The 12889-nt window shown below is 42.2% G+C and carries 14 protein-coding genes; 2 read left to right on the top strand and 12 right to left on the bottom strand.

The features are described 5' to 3' along the window. Positions 1-274 precede the first annotated feature (274 nt). The 12 genes from ACIQYG_RS19620 to ACIQYG_RS19565 are packed head-to-tail and all read right to left on the bottom strand — an operon-like array spanning position 275 to position 11511. Positions 275-1636, bottom strand: coding sequence for an MFS transporter (locus ACIQYG_RS19620; protein WP_402841300.1), 1362 nt, complete (start codon positions 1634-1636; stop codon positions 275-277). Between the two features lie 26 nt (positions 1637-1662). Beyond that, positions 1663-2436, bottom strand: a complete 774-nt coding sequence (locus tag ACIQYG_RS19615) for a 2-keto-4-pentenoate hydratase (RefSeq protein WP_402841297.1) — start codon at positions 2434-2436, stop codon at positions 1663-1665. Continuing rightward, complete coding sequence (dmpG, locus tag ACIQYG_RS19610) at positions 2433-3452, bottom strand: 4-hydroxy-2-oxovalerate aldolase (protein WP_402841294.1); 1020 nt, start codon at positions 3450-3452, stop codon at positions 2433-2435. Before dmpG ends, ACIQYG_RS19615 begins: the two co-directional genes overlap by 4 nt. Before the next feature lie 34 nt (positions 3453-3486). Further along, positions 3487-4368, bottom strand: coding sequence for an acetaldehyde dehydrogenase (acetylating) (locus ACIQYG_RS19605; protein WP_402841291.1), 882 nt, complete (start codon positions 4366-4368; stop codon positions 3487-3489). 16 nt (positions 4369-4384) lie between these two features. Next, positions 4385-5167 carry a 2-keto-4-pentenoate hydratase gene (locus tag ACIQYG_RS19600; RefSeq protein ID WP_402841288.1) on the bottom strand — a complete coding sequence of 261 codons (783 nt, stop codon included), beginning with the start codon at positions 5165-5167 and terminating at the stop codon, positions 4385-4387. 18 nt (positions 5168-5185) lie between these two features. Then, the gene (locus tag ACIQYG_RS19595; RefSeq protein ID WP_402841285.1) at positions 5186-6661 is read right to left on the bottom strand and encodes an aldehyde dehydrogenase; all 1476 of its coding nucleotides are present in this window, start codon (positions 6659-6661) and stop codon (positions 5186-5188) included. A 47-nt stretch (positions 6662-6708) separates the two neighbouring features. Next, positions 6709-7170: a RidA family protein gene (locus ACIQYG_RS19590; RefSeq protein ID WP_402841282.1), complete on the bottom strand. Its 462-nt coding sequence runs from the start codon at positions 7168-7170 to the stop codon at positions 6709-6711. Beyond that, positions 7154-8179: an amidohydrolase family protein gene (locus ACIQYG_RS19585; RefSeq protein WP_402841279.1), complete on the bottom strand. Its 1026-nt coding sequence runs from the start codon at positions 8177-8179 to the stop codon at positions 7154-7156. Before ACIQYG_RS19585 ends, ACIQYG_RS19590 begins: the two co-directional genes overlap by 17 nt. Next, positions 8164-8724: a 3-hydroxyanthranilate 3,4-dioxygenase gene (locus ACIQYG_RS19580; RefSeq protein ID WP_402841276.1), complete on the bottom strand. Its 561-nt coding sequence runs from the start codon at positions 8722-8724 to the stop codon at positions 8164-8166. Before ACIQYG_RS19580 ends, ACIQYG_RS19585 begins: the two co-directional genes overlap by 16 nt. A gap of 44 nt (positions 8725-8768) precedes the next feature. Beyond that, the gene (locus tag ACIQYG_RS19575) at positions 8769-9518 is read right to left on the bottom strand and encodes an IclR family transcriptional regulator (protein ID WP_402841273.1); all 750 of its coding nucleotides are present in this window, start codon (positions 9516-9518) and stop codon (positions 8769-8771) included. 32 nt (positions 9519-9550) lie between these two features. Next, positions 9551-11032, bottom strand: a complete 1482-nt coding sequence (locus ACIQYG_RS19570) for a 4-hydroxyphenylacetate 3-hydroxylase family protein (protein WP_402841271.1) — start codon at positions 11030-11032, stop codon at positions 9551-9553. Between the two features lie 11 nt (positions 11033-11043). Beyond that, entirely contained in the window at positions 11044-11511 is a 468-nt protein-coding gene (locus ACIQYG_RS19565) for a flavin reductase family protein (RefSeq protein WP_402841269.1), read from the bottom strand. 270 nt (positions 11512-11781) lie between these two features. On the opposite strand from ACIQYG_RS19565, the gene ACIQYG_RS19560 reads away from it, so the two are divergent. Beyond that, positions 11782-12567 (top strand): protein kinase domain-containing protein, encoded by a 786-nt coding sequence (locus ACIQYG_RS19560; protein ID WP_402841267.1) that lies wholly within the window; start codon positions 11782-11784, stop codon positions 12565-12567. Continuing rightward, entirely contained in the window at positions 12558-12791 is a 234-nt protein-coding gene (locus ACIQYG_RS19555) for a hypothetical protein (RefSeq protein WP_402841264.1), read from the top strand. Before ACIQYG_RS19560 ends, ACIQYG_RS19555 begins: the two co-directional genes overlap by 10 nt. Positions 12792-12889 lie beyond the last annotated feature (98 nt).

Below are 12889 nucleotides of genomic sequence, written 5' to 3'. Positions count from 1 at the left end.
TTTAATAGCCTACAAAGAATTTGATCAAAGGGAGTTCATTTAGTAGTTTTCTCGTGAATTCAACTGCTTTACTCGTCGTGAATGTGATGTTTACTCGTGATTCAGCCCTTTTACTCGTGAATTCAGCTGTTTTACTCGTGAGTTTAGCGGTTTTACTCGTGAATTCAACCGCTTTACTCGTGAATTCTGTTATTCTCTAAAAAATGGCCTATATGTCAGGTATTAGTCTGCATGACTGTCCGCTGACATATAGGCCATCTACTAAAAAACAATATTATACATTCGACGTTGCTTTTAGTTTTATATTCCCCTCAATCTGTAGTTTATCATAGCTGCCATACCTCTCCTTCACAGCGAGTAACGCCAAGGCAGCCATTATGCTCGGAACCGTGAAGGCCATGAATGCATTTTGTGGCGAATAGTTTGCAGCCAGCAATAAACCTATTAATGTTGGGGCAACAATGGCTCCAATTCTACCAAAAGCCAAGGCCCAGCCTTTCCCGGTGGTCCTTATCTCCCGCGGATAATACTCGGATATATACGTATTGGCTAAATTCATCGTTCCGACTGTACAGGCTCCTCCAAAAGCGATGAGAATATATAATGCTACTGCATTTGAGGTTAATCCTAATATGACAAAACAGACCGTACCTATGGCACAGAGGGATACAAGTACTTTTCTATGGCCTATTTTCCCAACTAAGTATCCGCCAATTATAGATCCGCCAATTTGTCCTATTCCCGATATAAGATTGAAAGATAAACTGGATGAAAGGCCGTATCCGGACTGCTGCATGATTTTGGGTAACCATGTATTGAGTCCGTATACCATTAGTAAACAATTAAAGGCAGCTACCCAAAACGCAAATGTGCTGAGAGTACGCTTATTTTCGAAGAGTTTCTTGACAGGGAAGCCCTTTGCCCTTTCTTGGACTTTGGCAAACTCATAATCGTCAGACTCTTTATAGTCGCCATCTGGATCAATGCGATTCAGGATTCCAGCAAGCTTTGCTCCTTGTTTTCGAATAACATAATAGGAAAGCGATTCAGGGAATTGCTTCATGAAGAATGGCAGTGCCAGTAAGGGAAGCGCCCCTATCCAATACAAAACCCTCCAACTCATTTGTTCCATTACATATATTCCAATTAAAGAAGCAAGTATGCTTCCGATGGAATAACCGCAGTACATAGCGGTTACAATGAGCACCTTATTCTTTTTGGGTGAGTATTCCGCCATTAAGGAGATGACGTTTGGCATTAATCCTCCCATTCCCAAGGCTGCTATAAATCGCATAACCGAGAAAAAGGCAGGATTGGGGGCAAAACTTGAAAGTAATGTAAAAACACTGAATAAACATATACAAATGGCCAGCACTTTTTTTCTCCCTATTTTATCCGCCAAAGGTGCAAAAATGAGTGCTCCCACCATCATTCCGAACAATGAATAACTTGCTATTCCGCCAGCTTCGACTGGCGTCAAGCTCCATTCCTCCATCATCAATGGCAAACCTACTCCGTACATGGCTATATCAAATCCATCGAAGGTAATTGCGAACAAACACCACATAAAGACCATTATATGGAAACGGCCAAATTTACTATTACCCACCACTTCAGAAGCATTGACTTCACGCAATTAATTCCCTCCTCTTTGCCATATTTTCACGATATAACATGCAAAGTCAGTTTCCCTAGTTCACCATAATCTGCCATTATTTTATCGTTAGCCTGTATGGAAACGGCATCTGTAATTCCGCCTACCAAAACAATCATTCCAGCCTGTATGGTAAGTCCTTCACGGCTAATCATTTTTACAAGTTCCACAATCGAATGAATCGGATGATCGAGTACAGCTTCACCGCGACCTCTCTTTTGCATTTCACCATTTTGATATAGCGTAACTTCTGTTTGGGCCCAGTCCATGTGATATGGGGAATAAGCTTGATTGCTAAGCAAGATTTTGGCTGAGGATGCGTTATCCGCCACTACATCGGTAAGTGTAAAAGAAAAATTTTTATAACGGCTGTCAATAACCTCCAGTGCGAGGAATACACATTCAACAGCCGGCCAGACATCTTTCGCCGTTATATTTGCACCTTTCAATTCGTCTTTGAACAAAAAGGCAAGTTCGGGTTCCACTCGCGGATGAATGAGTTCCCCAACCTTTAATACAGGTCTTGTCAGTTCCATGGCAGATGTCAACCTGCCGTATATCGCTTCCTCTACCCCTACTTGCTTTTGTTTGGCTTTGCTCGTCAAGCCCATCTTCCATCCGATGAATCTGTTATCATCAGTAAGCGTATCATTTATGCTCAACTTCTGAATTTCATATGCTTGATTTACTGTTAGTTCAGGATTGGATAATGTAAGCTTATCCATTTCACGACCGTTTTTTTGCGAATCGGCTACCCGTTTTGCCAGTTGATCTAGTTTCATCTTAAAGTCCCTTCTTTCTGAAACGCCATTTGTTCAGCCACTTCAATTATGGTATCTTCCTGACCGCCAACCACTTTTTGTCGACCAAGCTCCATCAAAATATCCCGGGCGTCGACTCCATACTTTTTCGCCGCTTTATTTGCATGCAATAAAAAGCTGGAGTACACGCCACTATAACCCATGATTAAACTCGAGTCTGTTATTTCCTGGGGCTTAGGCATGATTGTATTTCCAACTTCCTCCGAAAGATCAAGCATTTTATATAAGTCAATTCCGGTACGGATACCCATCCTATCCAAAACGGCAACAAGCACTTCAGACTGTGTATTACCAGCACCTGCACCGAGACAGCGGATACTGCCGTCGATTCTATTCGCTCCTTCTTCAATTGCCACAAGTGAATTTGCCACAGCGAGCGATAAGTTATTGTGAGCATGAAAACCAATATCGATATTCAGCTTTGATCTTAATAACCGGATCCGAGCCTTCACGTCTTGGGGCAAAAAAGATCCTGCGGAATCAACAACATATACAGCATCCGCGCCATAGGATTCCATTAAAACGGCTTGTTCAAGAAGTTTTTCCGGTGATGCCATGTGAGACATCATTAAAAACCCGATCGCTTCCATACCGAGATGTTTCGCAGCTTCCAGATGTTGCTTTGAGACGTCCGCTTCCGTTACATGGGTTGCAATCCGCGCCATTTTTGCCCCCACTTGAGCGGCTTCTCTTAATTGGTCGATCGTCCCTATACCAGGGATTAATAGTACTGAAATAACGGATTCGCCTGCAGCTTGAACAGCGGCTTCCACCAATTCAATATCATTCACTTTTGAAAAACCATATTGTAAGGATGAACCGCCCAGTCCATCTCCATGTGACACTTCAATATAAGGAACACCTGCAGCACTAAGTTTCCCGGTCATGTTCTTTACTTGATCGATGGTGAATTGATGTGCCACTACATGGCTGCCATCCCGCAATGCAACTTCAGTCACCAATACATCTTTACGCAAATCAACCCCACCTTTACAGTTCTGATTATCTTTTTCAAACATATTGTTCGAATTGGCTTTTAGCGATTTCTTCCCCTACTTTTACAGCTGAAGCCGTCATTATATCCAAATTACCAGCATATACGGGAAGAAAATCTCCTAACCCTTTCACTTCCAGAAGGACTGTTATTTGTTTCCCATCAAATATTGGTTCTGTCTTCAAGCGGTATCCTGGAACATATTCAGAAACTTTTTTCGCCATCTTATTTATGGACGCTGTTATCGCTTTCACATCAAAGGAATCTGATTGAAGCAGACAATGAATCGTATCCCTCATGATGAGTGGCGGTTCGGCTGGATTCAGCAGAATAATAGCCTTTCCCTTTGTCGCTCCACCCACCTTTTCCAGGGCCCTTGCCGTCGTTAGGGTGAACTCATCAATATTAGCCCGAGTTCCAGGACCGGCACTCCTGCTGGAAATTGTCGCTATTATTTCAGCATATTCGACCTGTGCAACTTGACTGATCGCATGAACGATGGGGATTGTCGCCTGCCCGCCGCATGTAATCATGTTAACAACCGCCTCATTCAAATTCTCTTTTAAATTCACGGAAGGAACGATAAATGGTCCAATTGCGGCAGGAGTCAAGTCTATCAACTTCTTGTTCATCTTTTTCAAGGCTTTGCAGTGAAAAACATGCGCCTTCGCAGATGTGGCATCGAATAAAATGTCTGCAAGCTCCGGCCTTTCCAAAAAACCATCCATGCCATTGTCAATGACATGATGTCCGTGCATCCTAGCCTTCTTCAAACCCTCTGATTCCTTGTCGATACCAATCATTACCGACATCTCCAGAACATCCGATCGATGAATTTTCATCATTAAATCCGTTCCGATATTACCTGATCCAATAATCCCTACCTTTAGTTTTTTCAAGGCCGCTGTGCTCCTTTCACTCAAAATTAACCGATACCGTTCCAAGTTTTTCTCCAAAGTCAGCAGTAAAACGGTCACCCGGTTTCGCTTCGATCGCTGCTGATAATGCACCGGATAAAATGACTTCGCCCGCTTTCAAGGAACCTTTAAAGCGATGCAGTTTATTTGCTAGCCACGCTACACACGTTGCTGGATTTCCAAGTACTGCTTCACCTGTTCCTTGGTTAATGAATTCGCCATTTTTATATAGGCTCATTTGAATGGAAGGGAGGTCGATTTCACTCAAATGAATTTTGCGATTCCCCAGTATATATAAGCCTGATGATGCATTATCCGCCACAGTGTCCGGAAGTTTAATCTCCCACTCTTTCACCCGGCTATCAACCACTTCGATCGAAGCAACTACATAATCAGTTGCCTCGATTACATCATCAACCGTAATATTGGGGCCATGTAAATCTTTCTTTAATATAAAAGCTACTTCTGCCTCCACTTTTGGTTGGATTAACCGCAAACTCGATATACATCCATCATTTTCCATTTCCATCACATCAAGTAAATGTCCGTAATCCGGTTCATTCACTCCCAGAACCTCCTGCATAGCCTTTGAAGTCAAGCCTATTTTCTTTCCTGTTACTTCCATACCGGACTGGATTTTCCTTCGAATCGTTTCAAGTTGAATTTGGTAGGCATCCTCCACATCAAAACCCTGGATTTCACTAGTAGGGGCCGATATTCCTATTCCTGTTTTTTCCGCTTTCAAAAACCTGTCAGACCATTCCGTTAAACTGCCGATCATGAGTGCTTCCCTCCCTCTTTATAATTTAATCGTGACATTAGACAATTCACTGTAAAATTCGAAACTATGCGATCCGCCTTCGCGGCCGATGCCGCTGTGTTTCATGCCTCCAAAAGGTGTGCGCAAATCACGTAAATACCAGGTATTCACCCAGATAATGCCCGCTTCTATTTTAGAAGCGACACGATGCGCCCTCCTTAAATCATTGGTCCAGATTGTTGCCCCAAGTCCGTAATGAGTGTCATTAGCATGCTCCAGTACTTCTTCTTCCGTTTCGAAAGGCATGACCGTTACCACAGGACCAAAAATTTCTTCCCGTACACAACGGGATTCACGCGTAACTCCCGCAATGATTGTCGGTTCAATGAAAAAACCTTTTTCAAACTGTCCTGCTCTTTTCCCTCCAGTTAATATTCTCGCTCCTTCTTCTTTCGCCAAATCAATGTAACTCATCACTTTGTTAAAATGTTCTTTTCCTATTACAGCTCCTACTTCCGTTTCAGTATCAAAAGGATCACCGATTTTTAATTTTTTTGTTCGCGTGACCATCTTTTCAAGGAATTCGTCATATAAACCTTGCTGAACATAGATTCGTGAACCACATAAACAAACTTCACCCTGATTCATGAAGCTTGATTTCAATGTCGTTTCGATTACTTCATCAAGATTCGAGTCAGCAAACACAATATTGGGATTTTTCCCGCCCAGTTCAAAAGAGATTTTTTTCAACGTGGGTGCGGCAGCTTTCATAATTGCCGTTCCCGTTTTTGTTTCCCCAGTGAATGTTATCGCATCGACATCCGGATGTTCACTTAGAGCAGCTCCTGCTGAGTTTACACCAAATCCATGCACAAGGTTGACAACGCCATCGGGAACTCCCGCTTCCTTACAAATCTCCATTAACTTTGTCGCTGTCATCGGTGTCAGTTCAGCTGGTTTCATAACCGCTGTATTGCCGGCTGCCAGGCAGGGTGCCAATTTCCATGTCAACAATAACAAAGGTAAATTCCAAGGATTAATCATTCCTACCACCCCTACGGGCCGCCTAATAGAATAATGAAGTGCAATGTTGTTCTGGTTGAAGGATTCATTACCAAGTGTAGTGATATAGTCCGCAAAAAAGTGGAAATTGTGAGCTGAACGCTTGATGTCCATTTCCAGTGCAAGGCTATATGGTTTCCCTGTATCAAGGGTTTCCAACATTGTCAGTTCTTCTTTCTTTTCCAAAATGAGATCGCCGATTCTCCTTAGAACCGCCGAGCGTTCATTATCGGTAAAAGATTTCCAAGGACCTTTAAGCGCATGTCTTGCTGCAGAAACAGCCTGATTCACCTCCTCTTTTCCTCCTTCTGCAACCCATCCAAGTATTTCTTCCGTTGCGGGATTGATATTATCAAATGTCTTGGATTGATTGGGATTCAGGAATTCCCCGTTAATAAAATGGCGGCAATCTATTGATTTAGCTGTATTTATACTATCTTTTGCTGCTTGCATGAAACATCCCTCTCCCTTCATTGAGACACTCTTAGAAATCAAGTGCCTCAATCTTCTATTTCCACAATCATTTCAATTTCAATTGCAGTGTTATTTGGAAGCTGGGCCATTCCCACTGCTGACCGAGCATGTCTGCCCCTCTCTCCAAAAACGGCCACAAGCAGGTCTGATGCGCCATTCAATACTTTGGGCTGTCCTGTGAAATTTTCGGCTGAATTAACCATTCCGAGAATTTTGATGACCTTCTTCACTCTGGATAGTTCTCCAAGCTCATCCTTCAGCACCCGCAGAAGATTAATCATTGACTGCCTAGCTGCCTGATACCCTTCCTCTTCCGTCAGCTCTTTGCCAACCTTGCCGTGATAATCATCAACACCTTGTCCGGATGTGAAAATCAGATCTCCCACCCGGACGTGGCTGACATAGTTGCCGACCGCTTCCCTTGGCGGCTCAAGCATGATACCAAGTTCCTCAAGTACATGTTCTGGCGCTTTAATCTGTTTTTCCATGCTTCTCCCCTCGCGAGTCCAAGTTTAAAAACCTTAATGCATTTCTTCCAAGAAGATTCGCTTTCACCTCATCTGAGAGATTTAGTGTGTCATCAATCACTTGACCAGGAGGCTTTTCTCTCAATAAAAATGGATAATCGGAACCCATCAGCACTTTTTTATATCCAAAACGGTCAATCAAATACTGAATATTCCGGGGATCATAGTTGAGGGAATCGAAATAAAACTTTTGTGCATAATGGCTTGGTGGCATTGATGTTTTCCTTAACTCCGGCCATACTTCCCATCCCTGATCGATCCGCGGTAAAATATATGGAAAAGAGCCCCCTCCATGTGCAAAACAGAGTTTCAGATCCGGGTACTTTTCCATGACGCCACTCCATGCAATGCTTGCTGCCGCCAATGCCGTTTCACTCGGCATCGCGATTGTATACATGAGATTATGCCGTTCCGTTCGGTCTTTGGCCATTGTCTCCCATGGATGTATAAACAGCGGGACATTCCATTTTTCAGCCATTTGAAAGAATTCCAATAATACAGGTGAATCCAGATTCTCTCCATTTACGTTAGTACCTATCTCGATCCCCGCCAGGCCAAGTTCAAATTTACATCGTTCCATTTCACCAATTGCCGCTTTCATATCCTGAAGCGGTACAGTACCTAGACCGATGAACCTGTCAGGATGCCTGTTCACAGTTTCAGCAATGAAATCATTCTGGAACTGGGACAAGTATAGCGCCTGATCTATTGGCGCCCAGTATGAAAATGTCACTGGCACCGGTGAGAGCACCTGCATATCGACTCCTTCGGCATCCATATCCTGAATGCGCTTTTCAGGGTCCCATACCTGGTCAGTCACTTTCCTGAATAAATTTCCGCTTACCATGATATCCGCTCCGCATGAACATTTCCGCTCTAGAACTGGCCAGCGTCCCTGACCAAATTTACCGGTTAAGTCGGGCAGGTCCAATGGAAGAATATGTGTATGAAAATCTATTCGCATTTCCAAGCCTCAACGTTTTCTGACATGACATGACCGCATTCACCACAGGTGCGAAGTTCTTTACTACCGTTGAAGGCCTCGATGGCTTCTTTCACCTGGACCTCAATATTCGTCAATTGGATCGTAACTTTGTGCATCTCATGGTTACAATTCCCGCAGAACCAAACAAAATCTTCCATCTCATCTTTAGCACGCTTGCGTTCCATGACAATGCCGTAAGTATCAGGTACACGATGAGGGGAATGAGGTACATCAGCAGGCAGCATGAACATTTCCCCTTCTTTAACCTCCACTACTTCGCGTTCGCCGTGTTGGTTGATGTATTCTACATAGCAGGAGCCCTTTATCTGATAAAATAGCTCGTCAGAAGGGTCAACATGAAAATCACGCCGATAATTCGGACCACCCAAAAGCATGACAATGAATTCGGAATCCTCCCAGAGCACTTTGTTATTAACCGGCGGTTTCAATAAATTTTTATTGTCTTCAATAACTTTCATTAGATTTAATGATCTAGCCTGTAATTTTGAAGATTGAGCATATCCTTTCATAAATAAACTACCCCCTGTTTTAATTTCCGAAATAGTCCAAAAATTCACACTAACGACATATAACCCACTTGTTTTGAAATCATTTGTGCTGAACGAATCACAGACTGAATAATTCTCGTTTTTTCCTTCCCAATCATATAATTCCGCTCCCCGACAAGGTTAAGTGCCGCAATGACTTGGCCATTATACGATTTAATGGGTGCTGCAACACCATATAACCCAAAATCATTTTCATCATCACTAATCGCAAATCCTTGTTTACGGATGTCCTTTAACTCTTCATTCAGTTGATTAATGCAAGTAATCGTGTTCGTTGAGTGCTTCAATAGCCCTTTTGCAAGGGTAGGCTGAATGAAAGATGGGTTAAAGGCAAGTAATACTTTCCCGGTGCTGGTACAATGAGCTGGTTTTCTTGCTCCTATATATGTGGACATATGCCCGGCATGAGGGGACGACATTTTCATCACAAACCTGACTTCGCCTTCGTGAAACATCCCGATGTGAGAATTACCTCTGAATTGCAGAACAAGATTACTGATAATTGGACCTGCCTCATAATGAATATCCTGCTGATACATGACTTTACTGCTCCACTCAAGCAACTTCCATCCAAGCCGGTACTTTCGATCTTTGCCTTGGATCAGCATCCCATCCTTGCACATCGTTTTCACTAGATGATGAGAAGAGCTTGGACTCATATTCAATTTTTCAGCTATTTCCTTATTTCCAAGTGAGGGTTCTTCATTTGTGAATAAATCAAGTATCTTTATTAGCTTCTCAACGGACGAAATCATGACGTTCCCCCCTCCCTATTCAACTATAAAAATTACTGTTTAACCGCATCGATGGCTACTTGCACCGGTTTGTTAAGTACTTCATCGACCATGGCAAAGTTCTTGTTTTTCTTATATTTATTATAAAAAATCGCTCTTTTCCGAACTGGATCACCCGTGTAATAGCGTTCATATTGTAGGAGGCGCTGTCCAAATGCTTCCCCGCATAAATCCCAAGCCAGTTTAAACACCCGAACGCGCTCTTCCGCCGAAACCCCGCTTCGTCCTCCATAATATTTATCGATATCTACTCGCAATTCCGGATTATCAAAGTCGGCTCCTGTCGGAGACATCAACAGCCCGCCAGCTCCAATGGTCTGGATAACCTCGATGGCACGGGGATACATCTCAGGAAGGAAGCCGCGAATCGTTTCCAATGCTTCCGGATTTGGCCGGGCCTCACCGTAGTCATTAATCGTATATTCATATTCCGCTACCCGAAGCAGTGATCGGATGACTTCAACGGATTGAACAAGTTCACCCAAATCACGCTGTACATGCAGGAATCCATCAACTCCGATAGAGTCTGCCACTTTACAAGCAACCTCAACGGCAAATGCCAGTTTAATATATCCACGCACTCCTGATTGGTGAGCAGGCTGTTCAGCGATCCCCGTCATTGGATACAAGCGGTTTGCCGCCTCCACATTGTTGTATAGGAAGACGCGATTCCAAGGAACCAGTACATCATTGAATACTAGCAGTGCATCCATCTCCTCATAGCGGGAGGCCAGCGGATGGTCGAACATCGAGCGTGTTCCGTCCTGCATTGGTTCCCGGCAGATAATGCGCAGTCCGGGCGTATCGATCGGCAATGCAAATGCAACCGCGTGACGTTCATCGCCTGGTGTGAATCCTGGGAAAGAATAGATAATCACTTCATCTGTAATCGGTGCCAGGGTTGCTAACATTTTTGCACCGCGTACAAGTATTCCTTCTTCTCTTTCCTCAACGGTCCCTAAGTGGGTATATGTTTCTTTTTGTTCATGGGATTGCTTGCTTCGATCATTTTGAGGATTAATGATTGCATGCGTTAAGAATAAATCATTGTCACGAATATAGGTATAATAATCCTTGATGTTCTTTGACCATTCTTTGTTGTATTTATCAAGAAACCAGGAGTTATGTGCCATGGAAGTGACCACGACATTTAAAAAGTCCGGCGTTCTCCCCATGAGTCCATATGTCATCCTTGCATACACTTCAAATAATTTACTTCTGTTTTGCAAATCCTCCGATGTCTTTGGGAATAAGAAAGCATTGTTAACACGTTCTCCGGTTTCTTTGCATATGTGAGTGATTTCATCTTGATATTCCGGGTCATGTTGAATGTCATACAACTTCGCAATTTCTTGAATTGGCTGTTTAAAAATTGGCTCATTATAAATATCCTCAACAACTCTTCCACCAAGCCAGACTTCCGGTTTCCTTGATTTAATTCTATTAATATATTCTTCGCCGGTTTTAATGCCCATAAGAATCCCCCTTATTTTACAAGTTGTTTAGCAGACCCCATTTTCCCTCTATAAAAAGTAAGCGCTTCCAAATCCTCGAAATGTAACTCCTGGATTTCACCGATGAACAATACATGGTCACCAGCATCATACTCTCTCCATGGTTTGCATTCCATCCAGGCAACACTTCCATTTATTTTTGGTGAAATCCCCTTGTTATCCCAGTCAATTTCAAGTGTTTCCTGATTGCTGCCCGCAAATTGCCATGCAATGGATTCTTGTTCATCCGACAAAATATTAATGGTAAAAGATTTATCTTTCATGCTAGTGCAGGCTTTTGCTTCTTTATGAATTGATACTAAAGCAAGCGGGGGATCCAAGGAAACCGAGGTAAATGAATTCACAGTGATGCCCTTTTGAACTTTTTCATCAAACCAGCTCACTATCGTAACTCCGGTTGGGAATTTACCAAAGCAATTTCTCAACTCGCGCCCATCCATCTAATCACCTCCTACTCTTTTATTATGAATTCATTATAGTAAACTTAATAATTTTAAAAATTATATAATTTCATATTATGAAATTTAAGGAAAAACTTTTTAATAGCTCTTTTTAATTATAAAAGAACTCTCCGAATAAAAGACTTTCATTACCGCATCACCAAAAATCAGTGTTAAACTAACCATGAACATACATATTTCCAGCATAGTTATAATGGTCTTTTTTGGTCTTGACTAGAATATTTGAAAGTGGTGAGGGAAGTTTCAATTTTGCGTTCCTTTAGAAAGTTCTACCAATTCATTGTGGATATTCCTTTAAAAAAGAGTGTTGTTTTGAATTACCGCTACGAGGTAAAAGCTGTAATCGGAACAGGAAGCTACGGTATTGTTTATCGTTGCAATGATTTGAAAATGAATGAAAATATCGTGATCAAGCAGCTCCGAAAAAGTAAACGCCGCAGCAAAAAAGAGCTGAAACAGTTTGAAAATGAAATTTCCATATTACGAATGCTAAACCACAAAAACATCCCCAAATTTCACGAGAAATTTTCACAAGACGGAAATGTTTATTTTGTGATGGATTTCATAGAAGGGGATAATTTAGAAGACCATATTTTCTTGAATCAATTAACGTTCAATGAGAAAGAGTCTCTATTATTTCTGGATGAGCTGGTCGGTTTAGTATCTTATCTACATGACCATGACATTTTCCATCAAGATTTACGAATACCAAATATTTTACTTAAGAACCATCAGCCCATATTGATAGACTTTGGTTTGTCTAAGATGATCAATTCGGCCAACCTCGCAAAAGACTCCATTTTGCAGCTGAAAAGGCAGGATTTTTACGACTTGGGGGAAATACTTCTATATGTACTTTATACGACGTACGCTTCCAAAAGTAAAAAGGCTCTTCCTTGGACAGAAGAGCTTTCGTTAGAAAAAGAAACCGTGCATATACTGAAAAGGTTATTAAGCATCCAAGAACCTTATTCAGATATTAAAGAAATCTCAATGGACCTGCAGGCTGCATTGAAGTCAAAGAAATGGAATTAGCTGCTGCTGCCCCGCCCTTTTCTCTTGTAGCGGTCACTTCCACTCATGGGATACCTTTTGTATCCCCGGCTGCTGCTGCTGCTGCTGCCTCGGCGATAATGCCCATGTCTTCGCTCACTGCTGCCTTGGGAAAGCTGTTTGATTTTTTTCATTATTTTCTTCAGCATATCTTTCACCTCTTTTATTTTGGTTTTAAAGCTTGTTATTCATTTAGCCTAACATAGTCACAGTATAAACCTTATTAATAAGTACTATTTTTTTTTTCATTTGTGTTACATTCCATTACTGCTTCATGGAGTGGGCTTCTTTCATTGTTGAGCAT

Source organism: Peribacillus sp. NPDC096622 (assembly GCF_044762665.1).
GTDB classification, from domain to species: domain Bacteria; phylum Bacillota; class Bacilli; order Bacillales; family DSM-1321; genus Peribacillus; species Peribacillus frigoritolerans_B.
This window is presented reverse-complemented; position numbering and strand designations above follow the sequence as displayed.

Coding starts and splice junctions, on each gene's coding strand:
- ACIQYG_RS19615 (WP_402841297.1), bottom strand. CDS start 2,436: ATGAAACTAGATCAACTGGCAAAACGGGTAGCCGATTCGCAAAAAAAC.
- ACIQYG_RS19600 (WP_402841288.1), bottom strand. CDS start 5,167: ATGATCGGCAGTTTAACGGAATGGTCTGACAGGTTTTTGAAAGCGGAA.
- ACIQYG_RS19595 (WP_402841285.1), bottom strand. CDS start 6,661: ATGCAAGCAGCAAAAGATAGTATAAATACAGCTAAATCAATAGATTGC.
- ACIQYG_RS19590 (WP_402841282.1), bottom strand. CDS start 7,170: ATGGAAAAACAGATTAAAGCGCCAGAACATGTACTTGAGGAACTTGGT.
- ACIQYG_RS19580 (WP_402841276.1), bottom strand. CDS start 8,724: ATGAAAGGATATGCTCAATCTTCAAAATTACAGGCTAGATCATTAAAT.
- ACIQYG_RS19575 (WP_402841273.1), bottom strand. CDS start 9,518: ATGATTTCGTCCGTTGAGAAGCTAATAAAGATACTTGATTTATTCACA.
- ACIQYG_RS19570 (WP_402841271.1), bottom strand. CDS start 11,032: ATGGGCATTAAAACCGGCGAAGAATATATTAATAGAATTAAATCAAGG.
- ACIQYG_RS19565 (WP_402841269.1), bottom strand. CDS start 11,511: ATGGATGGGCGCGAGTTGAGAAATTGCTTTGGTAAATTCCCAACCGGA.
- ACIQYG_RS19555 (WP_402841264.1), top strand. CDS start 12,558: ATGGAATTAGCTGCTGCTGCCCCGCCCTTTTCTCTTGTAGCGGTCACT.